18 protein-coding genes are annotated in these 13,739 nt (G+C 70.3%); 8 read left to right on the top strand and 10 right to left on the bottom strand.

What is annotated here, in order from left to right; translation table 11 throughout:
• Nucleotides 1-49: 49 nt before the first annotated feature.
• The gene (locus tag AC1DCT_RS08910; RefSeq protein ID WP_441978079.1) at nucleotides 50-823 is read right to left on the bottom strand and encodes a 3-hydroxybutyrate dehydrogenase; all 774 of its coding nucleotides are present in this window, start codon (nucleotides 821-823) and stop codon (nucleotides 50-52) included.
• A 62-nt stretch (nucleotides 824-885) separates the two neighbouring features.
• Here AC1DCT_RS08910 and AC1DCT_RS08915 point away from each other — a divergent pair, with 62 nt between their 5' ends.
• Both AC1DCT_RS08915 and AC1DCT_RS08920 read left to right on the top strand, forming a co-directional pair.
• The gene (locus AC1DCT_RS08915; protein ID WP_477230278.1) at nucleotides 886-1,797 is read left to right on the top strand and encodes a LysR family transcriptional regulator; all 912 of its coding nucleotides are present in this window, start codon (nucleotides 886-888) and stop codon (nucleotides 1,795-1,797) included.
• A gap of 101 nt (nucleotides 1,798-1,898) precedes the next feature.
• Nucleotides 1,899-2,375, top strand: coding sequence for a SixA phosphatase family protein (locus AC1DCT_RS08920; protein WP_477428646.1), 477 nt, complete (start codon nucleotides 1,899-1,901; stop codon nucleotides 2,373-2,375).
• A gap of 106 nt (nucleotides 2,376-2,481) precedes the next feature.
• Here AC1DCT_RS08920 and rlmN read toward each other — a convergent pair whose 3' ends face one another.
• On the bottom strand, nucleotides 2,482-3,735 hold the full coding sequence (rlmN, locus tag AC1DCT_RS08925) for a dual-specificity RNA methyltransferase RlmN (protein WP_441978076.1): 1,254 nt from the start codon (nucleotides 3,733-3,735) through the stop codon (nucleotides 2,482-2,484).
• Between the two features lie 74 nt (nucleotides 3,736-3,809).
• Here rlmN and AC1DCT_RS08930 point away from each other — a divergent pair, with 74 nt between their 5' ends.
• Complete coding sequence (locus AC1DCT_RS08930; protein WP_477428647.1) at nucleotides 3,810-4,382, top strand: ribosomal protein L7/L12; 573 nt, start codon at nucleotides 3,810-3,812, stop codon at nucleotides 4,380-4,382.
• Nucleotides 4,383-4,416: 34 nt separating this feature from the next.
• Here the strand turns inward: AC1DCT_RS08930 and AC1DCT_RS08935 are convergent, their stop codons facing one another.
• A complete protein-coding gene (locus AC1DCT_RS08935; protein WP_477428649.1) occupies nucleotides 4,417-5,805 on the bottom strand; it encodes an NAD(P)/FAD-dependent oxidoreductase in 1,389 nt (462 codons plus the stop codon).
• Nucleotides 5,806-6,037: 232 nt separating this feature from the next.
• Nucleotides 6,038-6,754 carry a hypothetical protein gene (locus AC1DCT_RS08940; RefSeq protein WP_477428651.1) on the bottom strand — a complete coding sequence of 239 codons (717 nt, stop codon included), beginning with the start codon at nucleotides 6,752-6,754 and terminating at the stop codon, nucleotides 6,038-6,040.
• A gap of 343 nt (nucleotides 6,755-7,097) precedes the next feature.
• Here AC1DCT_RS08940 and AC1DCT_RS08945 point away from each other — a divergent pair, with 343 nt between their 5' ends.
• The gene (locus AC1DCT_RS08945) at nucleotides 7,098-7,688 is read left to right on the top strand and encodes an ankyrin repeat domain-containing protein (protein WP_441978072.1); all 591 of its coding nucleotides are present in this window, start codon (nucleotides 7,098-7,100) and stop codon (nucleotides 7,686-7,688) included.
• A 107-nt stretch (nucleotides 7,689-7,795) separates the two neighbouring features.
• Here AC1DCT_RS08945 and AC1DCT_RS08950 read toward each other — a convergent pair whose 3' ends face one another.
• The 3 genes from AC1DCT_RS08950 to AC1DCT_RS08960 all read right to left on the bottom strand — a co-directional run bounded on the left by AC1DCT_RS08950 (nucleotide 7,796) and on the right by AC1DCT_RS08960 (nucleotide 10,019).
• Nucleotides 7,796-8,638 (bottom strand): SDR family oxidoreductase, encoded by an 843-nt coding sequence (locus AC1DCT_RS08950; RefSeq protein WP_477428653.1) that lies wholly within the window; start codon nucleotides 8,636-8,638, stop codon nucleotides 7,796-7,798.
• A 118-nt stretch (nucleotides 8,639-8,756) separates the two neighbouring features.
• Nucleotides 8,757-9,518: an SDR family NAD(P)-dependent oxidoreductase gene (locus tag AC1DCT_RS08955; protein WP_477428655.1), complete on the bottom strand. Its 762-nt coding sequence runs from the start codon at nucleotides 9,516-9,518 to the stop codon at nucleotides 8,757-8,759.
• Nucleotides 9,519-9,758: 240 nt separating this feature from the next.
• Nucleotides 9,759-10,019 (bottom strand): DUF7218 family protein, encoded by a 261-nt coding sequence (locus AC1DCT_RS08960; RefSeq protein WP_440734275.1) that lies wholly within the window; start codon nucleotides 10,017-10,019, stop codon nucleotides 9,759-9,761.
• A 163-nt stretch (nucleotides 10,020-10,182) separates the two neighbouring features.
• On the opposite strand from AC1DCT_RS08960, the gene AC1DCT_RS08965 reads away from it, so the two are divergent.
• The 3 genes from AC1DCT_RS08965 to AC1DCT_RS08975 are packed head-to-tail and all read left to right on the top strand — an operon-like array spanning nucleotide 10,183 to nucleotide 11,296.
• Complete coding sequence (locus AC1DCT_RS08965; protein ID WP_440734276.1) at nucleotides 10,183-10,377, top strand: hypothetical protein; 195 nt, start codon at nucleotides 10,183-10,185, stop codon at nucleotides 10,375-10,377.
• The gene (locus AC1DCT_RS08970) at nucleotides 10,374-10,973 is read left to right on the top strand and encodes a DUF6328 family protein (protein WP_477230271.1); all 600 of its coding nucleotides are present in this window, start codon (nucleotides 10,374-10,376) and stop codon (nucleotides 10,971-10,973) included. The genes AC1DCT_RS08965 and AC1DCT_RS08970 overlap by 4 nt, the downstream gene beginning before the upstream one ends.
• A complete protein-coding gene (locus tag AC1DCT_RS08975; protein WP_477230270.1) occupies nucleotides 10,970-11,296 on the top strand; it encodes a hypothetical protein in 327 nt (108 codons plus the stop codon). Before AC1DCT_RS08970 ends, AC1DCT_RS08975 begins: the two co-directional genes overlap by 4 nt.
• Nucleotides 11,297-11,320: 24 nt before the next feature.
• On the opposite strand, the gene AC1DCT_RS08980 is transcribed toward AC1DCT_RS08975, so the two are convergent.
• Nucleotides 11,321-11,659 carry a DUF7882 family protein gene (locus tag AC1DCT_RS08980; RefSeq protein WP_477230269.1) on the bottom strand — a complete coding sequence of 113 codons (339 nt, stop codon included), beginning with the start codon at nucleotides 11,657-11,659 and terminating at the stop codon, nucleotides 11,321-11,323.
• 246 nt (nucleotides 11,660-11,905) lie between these two features.
• On the opposite strand from AC1DCT_RS08980, the gene AC1DCT_RS08985 reads away from it, so the two are divergent.
• Nucleotides 11,906-12,124, top strand: coding sequence for a hypothetical protein (locus AC1DCT_RS08985; RefSeq protein WP_440734279.1), 219 nt, complete (start codon nucleotides 11,906-11,908; stop codon nucleotides 12,122-12,124).
• Here the strand turns inward: AC1DCT_RS08985 and AC1DCT_RS08990 are convergent.
• Together AC1DCT_RS08990 and AC1DCT_RS08995 are read right to left on the bottom strand one after the other, a co-directional pair.
• Nucleotides 12,121-12,651: an FHA domain-containing protein gene (locus AC1DCT_RS08990; RefSeq protein WP_441978067.1), complete on the bottom strand. Its 531-nt coding sequence runs from the start codon at nucleotides 12,649-12,651 to the stop codon at nucleotides 12,121-12,123. The genes AC1DCT_RS08985 and AC1DCT_RS08990 overlap by 4 nt on opposite strands.
• Nucleotides 12,652-12,694: 43 nt before the next feature.
• Nucleotides 12,695-13,579, bottom strand: a complete 885-nt coding sequence (locus AC1DCT_RS08995; protein ID WP_440734281.1) for an SDR family oxidoreductase — start codon at nucleotides 13,577-13,579, stop codon at nucleotides 12,695-12,697.
• Between the last annotated feature and the right edge of the window lie 160 nt (nucleotides 13,580-13,739).

A 13,739-nucleotide genomic window follows, 5' to 3' on the forward strand; every position in this document is an offset into this window, starting at 1 on the left:
CGTTGGCGCCGGCTATGGAGGACTCCCCCCGCACACCGAGCCGTCACCGTCACCGCGCGCTCCAGCCGCCGTCCATCGTGTACGAGGCGCCGGTGACCGAGCCCGCCATCGGACCGCACAGCCATCGAGCCAGATCCGCGACCTCGTCGGGCTCGAGCAGGCGCTTGATCGCCGACTCGACGAGCATGACCTTCTCGATCACGTCGGCCTCGGGGATGCCGTGCGTGCGGGCCTGATCCGCTATCTGCTTCTGCACGAGGGGCGTGTTCACATACCCGGGGTTGATGCAGTTGCTCGTGACACCGTGCGGGCCACCCTCGAGCGCGGTCACCTTGGAGAGCCCCTCCAGCGCGTGCTTGGCGGTCACGTAGGCCGACTTGTACTCGCTCGCCCGCAGCCCGTGCACGGAGCCGATGTTGACGATCCGCCCCCACCCGCGGGCGTACATGCCCGGGAGCACCGCCCGGATGAGCAGGAACGGCGCGGTGACCATGATGTCGAGCATCCGGCGGAACATCAGCGGGTCGAAGTCGACGATGGGCGCGACGGTCTGCAGCCCGGCGTTGTTCACGAGGATGTCCGCGTCGAAGCTGCGCTCCGCGAGCGCATCGAGGTCGCCGAGGTCGATCCCAAGAGCCTCGCCGGCGATCTCGGCGGCCACTGCGGCGGCCGCCTCGGCGTCGCGGTCGAGCACGAGCACGTGCGCGCCGTCGCGTGCGAGCGCCCGGGCGCACGCCGCACCGATGCCGCTCCCCGCGCCGGTGACGAGGGCGGTGCGCCCCCGGAGGTCGGTGTCGGGGCCTGGGGATCGCTGCGCTGCCATGCTTGCACGGTAGTTCACTGTCGCGCACGGCGGAAGTGACCCGGCTATGCAAAACTGCACAGATGGACGCGCACTTCCCCGCACCGCCGCTCAGCGCGGACGACCTCCTGGTGCTGCTCGCCGTGGCGCGCAGCGGCCGGTTCACCGCCGCCGGCCAGCAGCTCGGGCTGAACCACACCACGGTCGCGCGCCGCATCGCCGCGCTCGAGGCGCAGCTGGGCGGACGCGTGCTCTCGCGCGAGGGAGCCGGGTGGGAGCTGACTCCGCTCGGATCGCGCGCCCTGGCCGCGGCCGAGGGCGTGGAGCGGGCTCTCGGCCGGCTGGACGGCGGAGACGGCACACGGATCGGCGGCCTGATCCGCCTCTCCGCGACGGACGGTTTCAGCGGGTTCGTGGCCGCTCCCGCCATGGCCGCGCTGCGGCGGGCGCACCCCGACGTGCAGCTGGAGCTCATCACCGGCACCCGTCAGGCCTCGCACCAGCGCACCGGCGCCGACCTGGAGGTCGTGGTCGGTCGCCCGCAGGTGCGGCGGGCGCGCGCGATCCACCTGGCCGACTACGCGCTCGGCTTGTACGCGAGCCGCGACTGGCTGCGCGAGCATCCGGAACCGAGGGATCCGGATGAGCTCGCCGGACAGCCGCTCGTCTACTTCATCGAGTCGATGCTGCACGTCGACTCCCTCGACGACGCGCGACGGGCGGTGCCGGGCATGCTCGACGCCGTCGCGAGCACGAACGTGTACGTGCACGTCGACGCCACCCGTGGTGGTGCCGGATTCGGCCTGCTGCCGGCGTTCCTCGCCGATCAGCACGAGGATCTGGTGCGCGTGCTGCCCGAGGAGATCGACGAACGTCTCCCCTACTGGCTCATCGCCCGTCCGGAGGCGTTGAACCAGCCCGCGATCGCGGCATTCCTGGAGATGCTGCAGGCACGCCTCGCCGAGGTGCGTCCGCAGCTCCTCGGCGAGCGGTAGCTGCGACGCCTGCGGGCGAGCCGCAGGGCGAGCCGCAGGGCGAGCCCCGGATCCAGCCGGCGAGCGTGCGCCGCCGCCTCCGCGGTGGCACGCTGGTGATCATGAAGACCCTGCTGCTGGCGCGCCACGCGAAGTCCGACTGGGACGTGGCGGGCCTGCGCGATCATGACCGGCCATTGAACGCCCGCGGGCACCGCGATGCTCCGGCGATGGCGCAGCGGCTCGTCGACGAGGGCGTCGGCGTGCAACGGATCGTGTCGAGCACGGCGACCCGCGCGCGCAGCACCGCCGACGCGTACGCGGCGACGTTCGGGCTCTCCGTGTCCGAGGATCCAGCCCTCTACGCGGCTTCGGCCCGTGCGATCCTGGGGGTCGCGGCCGCCCTTGCCGACGACGTCGATGTGGCGATGCTGGTGGGGCACAACCCGGGCATGGCGGACGCGGTGGCCGAGCTCACCGGATCCTTCGTGGAGTTCCCGACCTGCGCCGTCGCCGAGTGCGCCATCGAGGTCGGATCCTGGGCGGAGCTGATCGAGGGATCCGGACGACTGCTCCGGCTGCGCACCCCGCGCGACTGACCGGGCCCGTTGCGCAACGCACCCATTTTCCGAGTCGTCCCCCTCAGCAGGACCTATAGACCGTGCTGAGGGGGACGACTCGGAAGAAGGCGAAGATCGCGCGACGTCAGGCCATCGCGGCGGCGGCGGCCTCGTCCTCGGTCGTGGCGACGAGCTGGCCGCAGGCCCCGTCGATCTCCTTGCCGCGGGTGTCGCGGAGGGTCGTCGGGATGCCGGCGTCGTTGAGGCGGCGGACGAACTCGTCCTGCACATCCTTCTCCGACGCGGTCCAGATGGATCCGGGGGTCGGGTTCAGCGGGATCGGGTTGACGTGCACCCAGCCGCGCCCGCGGGCGTTGAGCTTCTCCGCGAGCAGGTCGGCGCGCCAGGCGTGATCGTTCATGTCCTTGATCAGCGCGTACTCGATCGACACGCGGCGACCGGTCTTCGCGTAATAGTCGTACGCGGCGTCGAGCGCCTCATCGACCTTCCACCGCGAGTTGACCGGGATCAGCTCGTCGCGCAGCTTGTCGTCCGGCGCGTGCAGCGAGAGCGCGAACGTGACCGGGATGTGCTCGTCGGCGAGCTTCTTGATCGCGGGAACCAGCCCGACCGTCGACACCGTGATGCCGCGCGCGCTCATGCCGAGCCCCTCCGGCTGCGGGGCGACCATGACGCGCACCGCATCCATCACGCGCTTGTAGTTGGCGAGCGGCTCACCCATCCCCATGAACACGATGTTCGAGACGCGCTCCATGGAGTGGTCGTCGGCCTTCTTGCCGCCGAGGCCACCCTCGGCGATGAGCCGGTTGGCGCGCACGATCTGCTCGACGATCTCGGCCGTCGACATGTTGCGCGTGAGCCCGGCCTGGCCGGTGGCGCAGAACGGGCAGTTCATTCCGCAGCCCGCCTGCGAAGACACGCACAGCGTGATGCGGCCCGGGTAGCGCATGAGCACCGACTCGACGAGCGCACCGTCGTGCAGACGCCACAGGAACTTGATGGTGTCGCCGCGGTCGGTCTCGAGCCGCCGCACCTCGGTGAGCAGCGGCGGCAGCATCCCGGCCACGAGCTCGTCGCGCTGGCCTGAGGGCAGATCCGTCATGTGCGCCGGGTCCGAGGTGTAGTGCGTGAAGTAATGCGTGGCGAGCTGCTTCGCGCGGAATCCGGGCAGGCCCAGCTCCTTGACCTTCTCCACGCGCTCGGTGGGCGTGAGGTCGGCGAGGTGCACGGGCGGCTTGCCCCGCTTCGGGCTGGCGAACTGCAGCAGCGGGCGCCCCTCGGCGTCCTTCTTCTGCGTCCAGCCTTCGGTGGCGGGGCGCACCTGGGCGGCACGCTTCGCGGGCGCGCCGGGGCGGGCGGACGCAGGAGTCTCGGACATGACTTCAAGGGTAGGGCCTGCAAGGTGCGAAGGCGCTGGGCGCGGTCCGGCGGATCCGCCCGTACGCTGACGGAATGGACCTCTGGATCTGGATCCTCCTCGCCGTCGCGATCGTCATCCTGTTCCTCGCCATCGCCGTGACGCTGCGGGCGATCCGGCCGAAGGCCCCGGAGCCGCTCGGCACGGCCTTCGCCGCGCCGTCATCCGCCGCACCGGCCGCGGTCCCGACGTCCCGCGGACCGCGCCCGGCGACATCGGATCCGCTGACCCCTGACGTCATCGCCGAGATCGACGGGCTGGTCGCCGCCGAGCAGAAGATCTCGGCGATCAAGGTGCTGCGCGAGCACTCCGGCCTCTCGCTGCGCGAGGCGAAGGATCAGATCGACGCCTGGGTGCCCTCGACTCCTGGCACGAGAGACGCGACGCCTGTCTCCCTCGCACATTCCGCCCCACGTCCCGCTGGAGCGCCGTCCTATGCCGGCGAGCTGTCCGTCGCCGACGCCGTCGCTCACCTCTCCCCCGAGGTACGGGCGGAGGTCGGCGGTCTCATCACCGCAGATCAGAAGATCGCCGCGATCAAGCTGCTTCGCGAGGCGACCGGGCTCGGCCTCAAGGACTCGAAGGACGCCGTCGAGTCCTGGCGCTGACCAGGGAGCGCCGCCCCTCGAGGCAGGACGCGGGTCAGTGCCGCCCGGTGATCACGTCTGCGAGGTGCGCGACGGGCGAGGTGGTTCCACGCCCGGCAAGCTCGGCCCGATCGGCCATGCCGTACGCCGCGTAGAGGCCCTTCGTCGCGATCCAGCGCAGCGGTTCGGGCTCCCAGCGCCGTACCCGGTGGTTCACCCAGGGCAGACCGGTGATCTCGGTCTCGTTCCCGAGGATGAGATCGGTGATCGTGCGCCCCGCGAGGTTCGTCGAGGTCACACCCGTGCCGACATAGCCGCCGCCCCAGGCGATCCCGGTGCTCGGGTCGAGCCCGACCGTCGCCGACCAGTCGCGCGGCACGCCGAGCACACCCGACCACACGTGATCGATCCCGGCCCCGGCCGTCGCCGGGAAGAACCGGCGCAGGATCTCGGTGAGCGTGCGCACAGTCGACATCGGGGTGCGACCGTCGGTGTCGGTCCTCGAGCCATACTTGTAGGGCACGCCGCGCCCGCCAATCGCGATCCGGTCGTCCGCCGTGCGCTGCGCGTACATGTAGACGTGGGCGAGATCGCCCAGCACCTCGCCCTCGCTCCAGTGCAGTTCGTCCCACACCTCCCGCGACAGCGGTTCCGTGGCGATGAGCGACGAGTTCATCGGCAGCCACAGCCGGTGCAGTCCCTTCAGGTTCGCGGTGAACCCCTCGGTCGCGCGCACGATGTATTCGGCGGAGACCGTGCCGTGATCGGTGCGCAGTCGGTGCGGGGCGATCTCGGCGACCGTGGTGCGCTCGTAGATCTCGACGCCGAGTCGTTCGACCGCCGCAGCCAGCCCCGCCACAAGCTTGGCGGGCTGGATCCGTGCCGCATGCGGATGCCAGACCGCAGCCCTGGTACCGCGCACATTGATCTTGGCGGTCGCCTCGGCCGCCTCGAGCAGGGCGAGGTCGGTGTGCGCCCAGGTCTGCTCGGCGGCGGCGAAGGCCCTGAGGCGCCCCTCCTGTGCGGCTGTGTACGCGACGCCGAACTCGCCGCCCTTCTTGATGTCGGCGTCGATGCCCTCGGCCGCGGCGACCGTGATCACCTCGTCGACGGTGTCGTTCATCGCCCGCTGGAAGCGCGTGGCGGCGTCGCGTCCGTGCGTGCGCACGTACTGCTCGCGCCCGCCGGTCACCGAGTTGGTGAGCCAACCTCCGTTTCGGCCGGACGCACCGTAGCCCGCATGTCGCTGCTCGATGACCGCGATCCGCAGCGCGGGCTGCGCTCTCTTCAGGTAGTAGGCCGTCCACAGCCCCGTGTATCCGGCGCCGACGATGGCGACGTCGACGCTGAGGTCGCCGGGCAGTTCGGGCCGATGCGCCGGGGCGCCGAGCTGCTGCCACCAGTGCGAGACATTGCCGTTGATCGGCGGGGCCACGGCGGCCATGCTGCTCCTTCTCCCATCAGCCCGGGGAAGCGCACCGTCGCGGATCCGTGCGCGTCGGGTTCGCGCGGGCTGTCGGAATGCATCGAACCACACTTCTGCCGCGCGTGCCGGTCGGCTCGCGCCTGCGCGCCGCGCCTCGTCGCTGCAGCGCACGTGTCGTGCGCCAGCCTCGGCGCGGCTGGGCCACTGCTGACCGGTTGCACGGCGAGCCGGACGGGTGCGGCCGGTGTTCTCAGGCCCGCCGACGGATCACGATCTTGTTCTGGTCCGACGGGTCCTGACGGTCGAACCAGACGTCGACCTCCTCGCCCTTCACCAGCGGATCGCGCACATGGATGGTCGAGGGTTTCGTGACCCAGCGCTGCACACCGGATCCATCGCGGAAGGTGTAGGTCACCGCGGTGATGACCTGGCTCGCCTCATCGAAGTCCGTGTAACCCTGATTCGTCACCGAGCCGGTGACGGGCGACGTGGTGCGCATCAGTTCCTCCGCCGCATCGAGTCGACGCGCCCTGCCCGCGCGTGCCATCGTCGCCAGCACCAGCAGCACGCCGGCGGTGGCGGCGAGACTGACGGCGACGAGGTCGAAGACCGGCTCTTGCAGCCACCTCGGTGGCAGCGCGACGACGGCGTGGCCCGCGGTCGCGCCGAGCACCGCGACGCCGATCCCGGCCAGCCAGCCGGGGAGGCGCGGATTGCGCGAAGCCGCAATGCTCCACGCTCCGAGCGCGATCAGGAGCACGAAGGACGAGCAGATCGCCGCGATGATCGCGGGAACGTCCTGATCCGCCGCGTCATCGGAGAAGCCGGTGGCCGCGCCCCGCGTCAGTCCCCATGCCAGGACGCCGCCGGCGCCCAACAGGAACAGTCCCGGCATGAGAAGGCTCGCTGCGGTGGTCCGTCGCAGGGGTCGCTCTCGCCGCGCGGCGTCAGGATCGATGGTGCTCATGCCACGATCCCACCACAACGCGGCTCTCATCCGCTCAGCGTTCTTCGCGTGCGATGGCGCGTGGTCACCGCTCCATGCAGGGAGGTCTCAGGAGGCACCCCCTCTCGCGTGGTATACCATTTCTATGCCCTCGGCCCTTCGCCCTCCCGACACTGCTCGCTCATGGAGCGCAGCCCCACGCCGCACGCGCGTCGTCGGCGCACTCGCCGGGCTCGGGGTGGCGGCAATGCTGGCTGGTTGCACAGCGAGCGCGACGGATGCGGCCGGCGTCCCGACCGTCACCACGACCCCGCCGTCCACCGCCGGCGCCCCCTCCTCCCCTGCACCGAGAACCGAGGCCGAGATGACCGCTCTGAACTCCCTCCTGTTCGAGGCCGCGACCTCTGGAGACGCCGACGGCGTGCGCGCCGCGATCACCGAGGGCGCCGACCTCGAGGCCCGTGGATCCGGCGGCATGACCGCATTGATCGCCGCCACGAAGGGCAACCGGATCGACGCGGCCCTCGCGCTCATCGACGCCGGCGCCGACGTGAACGCCAAGGACGACATCGTCGACTCGGCCTACCTCTACGCGGGGGCGCGCGGCCAGAACGAGATCCTCCAGGCGACGCTCGCGCACGGCGCCGACCTGCGCAGCACCAACCGCTACGGCGGCACGGCCCTGATCCCCGCGTCCGAGCGCGGCCACCTCAGCACCGTGAAGATCCTGCTCGCCGCGGGCGTGGATCCGAACCACATCAACAACTTGCACTGGACCGCGCTGCATGAGGCGATCGTGCTCGGCGACGGCTCGAAGACCTACGTCGACATCGTGCGCACCCTCATCGCGGGCGGCGCCGACGTCACCATCCGCGATGGAGACGGCGTGCTGCCCCGCGACCTCGCGGTGACGCGGGGCTATCGCGACATCGTGGCCGCGATCGACAAGGCCTGAGCGCGACCCCGCCGGATCCGAGCCCTTCAACAGGCTCAGGGATCCGGGCCCGGCCGGGACCGGGCCCAGCCGGGGCCCCGGGAAATCGGACCCGGATCCGCTCCGGATCAGTCCAGGAAGATGTCCGGGAACAGCTGGTCGTCGGGCGTGCCGGGCACGGCCGCGTATCCCGAGAAGTCGGTGATCCCGGCGGCCTCGAGCACGTCCTCCACGATGAGCGTCTGCCCGGTGTACCCGCGCGCCGACTGGGTGAGCACCGCGTAGGCGGCGTCGGCGTAGACCTCGGGCGTGCGGCTGACCTTCATCATGCGGTCGCCGCCGAGTGCGAACTGCACCGCGGCCGTGGCGATCGTGGTGCGCGGCCAGAGCGTGTTGGCGGCGATGCCGTCCTTGGCGAACTCGGCCGCGAGCCCGAGCGTCGCCATCGTCATGCCGTACTTCGCGAGCGTGTAGCCGGTGTGCGCACCGAGCCAGCGCGGGGTGATGTTCAGGGGCGGCGAGAGCGACAGGATGTGCGGGTTCGGGGCGTCCTTCAGCACGGGGACAGCGGCGCGGGACAGCATGAACGTGCCGCGCACGTTGACGTCCTGCATGAGGTCGTACTTCTTCGCGGCGAGGTCGAGGGATCCGGACAGGTCGATCACGCTCGCGTTGTTGACGACGATGTCGATGCCGCCGAACTCGCCCTGCGTCTTCATGACCGCGTCGATCACGCTCTCGTCGTCGCGCACGTCGCCGAGGATGGGCAGGGCGCGGCCGCCCGCCGCACGGATCTGCTCGGCCGCGGTGTGGATCGTGCCCTCGAGCTTCGGGTGCGGGGTGTCGGTCTTCGCGAGCAGCGCGATGTTGGCGCCGTCGGCCGCCGCGCGCAGGGCGATCGCGAGGCCGATGCCGCGGCTGCCGCCGGACATCAGGATGGTCTTGCCGGCCAGGGGCTTGTTCTCGGTCATGTGGTCCTCGGTTCGTGGGGGCGATGGAACGTCGTCATTCAGGTCGCACTATCTGCGCGAAAGACCCTCCCGGAAGAGCCGAAATCGCGACCTGAGCGCGGTCGGGATCCGGATCCGCTTACTTCGGCGCCATCCGGATGGCGCCGTCGAGGCGGATCGTCTCGCCGTTCAGGTAGCCGTTCTCGACGATCTGCTGCACGAGCGAGGCGTACTCGTCGGGGCGGCCGAGACGGGCGGGGTACGGCACCTGTTCGCCGAGCGAGTCCTGCGCGGCCTGCGGCAGGCCGGCGAGCATCGGGGTCTCCATGATCCCGGGCGCGATCGTGCACACGCGGATCCCGTAGCGGGCGAGCTCGCGCGCGATCGGAAGGGTCATCGCATGCACGCCGCCCTTCGACGCCGAGTACGCGGGCTGTCCGATCTGCCCGTCGAATGCGGCGACGCTCGCCGTGTTCACGATGACTCCGCGGTCGCCGTCGGCGGCGGGGTCGTTCTTCGCGATGACGGCCGAGGCCTGGGAGATGACGTTGAAGGTGCCGACCAGGTTGATCCGGATGATCCGCTCGAATGCGGCGAGGTCGGCGGGGTTGCCGTCGCGGTCGAGCACCTTGGCGGGCGGGGCGATGCCGGCGCAGTTCACCACGATGCGCAGCGGCGCGGCGGCCTGTGCAGCGGCGACGGCCGCGGCGACCTCGTCGGGGTTCGTCACGTCGGCCGAGGCGAAGACGCCGCCCAGCTCCTGCGCGACCTCGGCACCCTTCGAGCTCGGCAAGTCGATGATCGTGACGGTCGCACCGGCCGCGGCGAGACGGCGCGCGGTGGCGAGGCCGAGCCCCGAGGCGCCGCCGGTGACAAGGGCTCCGGATCCTGCGATCTGCATGAGTGTTCTCCTTCGAACCTGCAACTGAGTGCCAGCTTACGTGAGTCTGAGTCTCACCCTGCACGTCATGCACGCACGTGCGGATCCGGGATCCGGCGGCGCCGACGGGCGGGATCGTCGTCGAAGCGAGCCTACGGCTCGCGCCGGCACCGTCACAGCGTGGGACCCCGTCTGAATGACGGGGTCCCACGAGCTCAGCGAACCGCGTGGCCGGACTCCGAGGATCCGGCGATGCGGTCGTCAGTGGTCGCGCAGCATGTGGATGAGTTCCTGCTTCTTCTTGCCCGAGTATCCGTGCAGGCCGAGCTCCTTCGCGCGGTGGCGCAGGTCGTCGACAGTCCAGTCGTCGTAGGAGCCGGATTCGCCGCCGCGACGGCCGACGGCGCTGCGTCCCTCCTTGGCAGCCGCGTTCGAGATCCGGGCCGCCTTCTGCTTCGAGTTCCCCTCGTCGCGCAGCTTCTCGTAGAGCTCCGGATCCTTGAGCTCGGGTTGACGGGGCATGTCGTCCTCCTTCGGTCATGATGCGGTCAGTCGTGGCGCCCACGCTACGAACGGGCCCGACGCCGGGACCACGGGGTTGACAAACGGCGCCCGCTCGTTGCCATGCTGCGCGCTCCCCGTCAAGCCACTGGTGCAGCGGTACTCGTGCAGCGACCCTGCCGTCATGGACGAATGCACCGATACAGGCGCCATCGCCGCGGGCCCGCTCGTCATCGTGCTCATGCTCGTGACAGGCCGCCGGCGGCTGATGGACGAGCATCGCAACGGCCCGACTCCCCGCATCCGGGGCTGGGCGACCGCCGCCATCATGTGCGTCGCCGGTGCGTTCGGCATCTGCGCCGTGGTGACGGGATCATGAGTCACTCAGGCACGACCCCGGCCGCGGAGCCATCGCAACAAGACGTCTCGAGGCGGTGGGAGCAGATCCTGCAGGAGCTTCGGGTCACGCAGACCGGCACCCAGATCATCTCCGGGTTCCTGCTCTCCGTCGCCTTTCAGCCGACTTTCGCGAAGCTCCCCGGGCACGCACGTGTCGTCTACCTCGTTCTCGTCGTCCTCGCCTGCCTCGCGACGCTGCTGGGGCTTCTGCCCGTCGTGCAGCATCGCAAGCGCTCGGAGCGCGACCCGGATCGGCGGCTGGTCGCGACCGGTACGCGGATCCTCATCGCCCTGCTGGTGCTCGTCACGCTGCTCGCCGTCGGCGTCGCGGTCTTCGTCTTCGATGTGGTGCTCGGCGCCGGTGCAGCGGTCATCGCGGGCGGCGTCGCCCTGGCGGCCGCCATCGTGATCTGGGCGCTCCCCGTGCATCGGCGCGCCGGAGGTGGTCCGCGCAGGCAGACCAGGGAGGACGAAGGCCGCGACGCCATTGTCAAGGCCCTCGCCGTGACGCCGGCGATCACCGACCCTGGGCCGAGACAGAGAGACGAAGAGATCAGCAGAAGGAGAGACCGATGAGCGAGATCGACGACGAGGGCCTGCTGCCCCCCAACGTGCATCATGCGCGGCCCGAGAAGCCCGAGCAGTCCGACGAGGACGCCGATCGTGAACGCGCCGCAGAGGGTGCCGAGGAGGACGGGATCCGGCGCGAGGCGGATCCGAACGAGGATGCGAGGCGGCACCCTCATGCGGCGAGCGCGAGGCGTCGCGGGCCGGAGGAATCGGACGACCCGTACGCGAAGCCCGGTGAGGATCCGTACGGAAAGGACGCCGCAGCGACGACGGACCGCCCGGAGAGCGACGACGTCCCCGGAAGGGTCGATGGCGAACCGGCCGACTGACGGTTTCGGCGGTTCAGCCTGCCGTCACTGGATCTGACCGCTGTCGTCGATCTGCATCTCGTCGACCTGCGTCGGCTCTGGGATCATCCGGAGTCCTCCGGGAGTGTTCGCCAGCTGGCTGAGCGCTTCGATCCACAGCCTGTTCAACGGCGGGCGGCGGCCGCCGTGGTAGGTGAAGACCATGTTGCACGAGGGGTGGATCCACACCGAGGTGCGACCGTGTCCGATGCTCGGGTCGTCCTTCCAGGTGAAGTAGAACGGCTCTCCGCGGCGGAGCTTGTTGGCGATCACCATCTGCACGTGGGCGAGCGCGCGATCGTCGAGATCCGCGTGCGTCTGGCCCTCGTAACTGAATCTGCCCATCTCTTTCACAGCCTCCTTGCTTCTTTCCGCGCGTTTCCGCTCTGCACATCCCATCATGGCCGGTCCGGCGAGCGGCGGGGAGGCCCTCGACACGCGCCGGCCGAGGATGATACGTCGCCGGCGCCCCGACCGGAACCCCCGCGCGCCCACCGCGCACCGCGCTTACCGTGGCGGCATGCGGAGTCGCACGATCCGCGCCGTGGACGCGGTGGTCTCCGACGTCCGCTGCTGAAGAAGGAGGAGATCATGATTCCCGAGATCCACCTGCTGCCCGAGGTGCACCAGTGGTGGCCTCACCTGTCGGCACGGTCGAAGAAGAGGCTGGAGGAGCAGGACGACGGTGTCGTCCCGGATGACGTCCGCGAGGAGATCGAGCGGATCGTCGGCGAGACCGTGGATCCGTCGGCTCGGCTCAGCGACGGCGACCGCACGTTCATCCGCACGCAGCAGGAGATGGTCGATTAGCGCTCGATGTCGCGTTGCTCCTCGACGTCGCGCTGCTGGGCCATGGCTTCGTGCCGCGCGGCATCACGCGCCTGCGAGGATCGTCGCGGGTAGTCGGGCCGATCGGGCTGCTCCTGCTGATCGGAGAACTCCCCTCCCTCGCGACCGCCGAACGGCCGCCCGTGGTCGGCGAACTCATCGCGCGTGAACACGAGTCGCCACGGGCCGAGGGTGAAACGCGCGCCGGTGCGGAGGACCTCGACGTCCCGGCGTTCCTCCTCGGCCGACTTCTCGACGTTCGCGCTCGTCTCCCCCGGCCCCCGCATCTCCAGCGCGTACTCGTCGTGGGAGTCGTGCCGGATGACGGCGTGCACGGGATCCGTGTCCGGAAGCCGCAGGCCGGCGTGCTGAGCCGAGCCGATGGTGACCCCGTCGTCCGGGATGTCGAACACGAACCTGTTCGTCGCCGAGGCGACCAGCAGTCGGGGGCGTCCGGCGCCCCAGTTCGCGTGGGTCGTGGTCTCGGAGTGTTCTTCCGTCTCGTTCATGACGTCGCTCCTTTCGTGGGTTCCGTCTCGAGGGTGCCGGCGCTCAGAGGTGGCGCCCGCCCGTGACGGGGATGATGCCGCCGGAGACGTAGGACGCGTCTTCGGAGGCGAGGAAGACATACGCACCCGCGAGTTCCGCCGGCTGGCCCGCCCGGCCGAGCGGGGTGTCCTCCCCGAAGGTCGGCAGCTTGTCCGGCCAGCCCGTCGCGGGGATCAGCGGCGTCCAGATCGGTCCCGGCGCCACGCCGTTGACCCTGATCCCGTGCGGCCCCTGCTCCTCGGCGAGCATCTGCACGAAGGCGACCAGTGCCGCCTTCGTCAACGCGTAGTCGAACAGCCCCGGCGACGGGTCGTAGCCCTGGATCGAGGTGGTCGCGATGATCGAAGACCCCGGCCGGAGATGCGGCAGCGCCGCCTGCGCGAGCCAGAACGGCGCGTACAGGTTGGTGTGCATGACCTTGTCGAACTCCTCCGTCGGGATCTCGTCGAGCTCCCCCCTGCTGCGCTGGTATCCGGCATTGAGCACGAGGATGTCGAGGCCGTCGAGGCTCTCCGCGGCATCCGCCACCAGATCCGCGCACACCTGCTCGTCGGTCAGATCCCCGGGAAGGAGCGCCGCCTCTCGGCCGGCCTTGCGGATCCACTCCGCGGTCTCCTCAGCGTCCGCCTGCTCCTCGGGCAGATAGCTGAGCGCGACATCCGCGCCTTCGCGAGCGAACGCGATGGCGACGGCCCGGCCGATCCCGGAATCGCCGCCGGTGATCAGAGCATGCCGGCCGGGCAGACGTCCGGAGCCGCGATAGCTCTCCTCCCCGTGATCGGGGCGGGGTTCCGTCTCCCCCAGCAGACCGGGCTGGTCGTTGCGCGGATCCGGCGGATCCGACAGGGGAGGGTACTTCGTGCGTGGGTCCCTCATGCTGTAGCTCATGTCCGGAACGGTAGACAGAGCGACGGGATACGCGGAGGGGGTTGACGTTCGCGCCTGCGGTGTCTACAGGTCACCCGTCCCCACCCTCCGGACGGATCCTGTACGTCTGCCGGGGGCGCGATGCGCGCCCCGTTGATAGACCTCCGTCGCGCGGGCTGTC

Source organism: Microbacterium sp. 10L49, assembly GCF_056395125.1.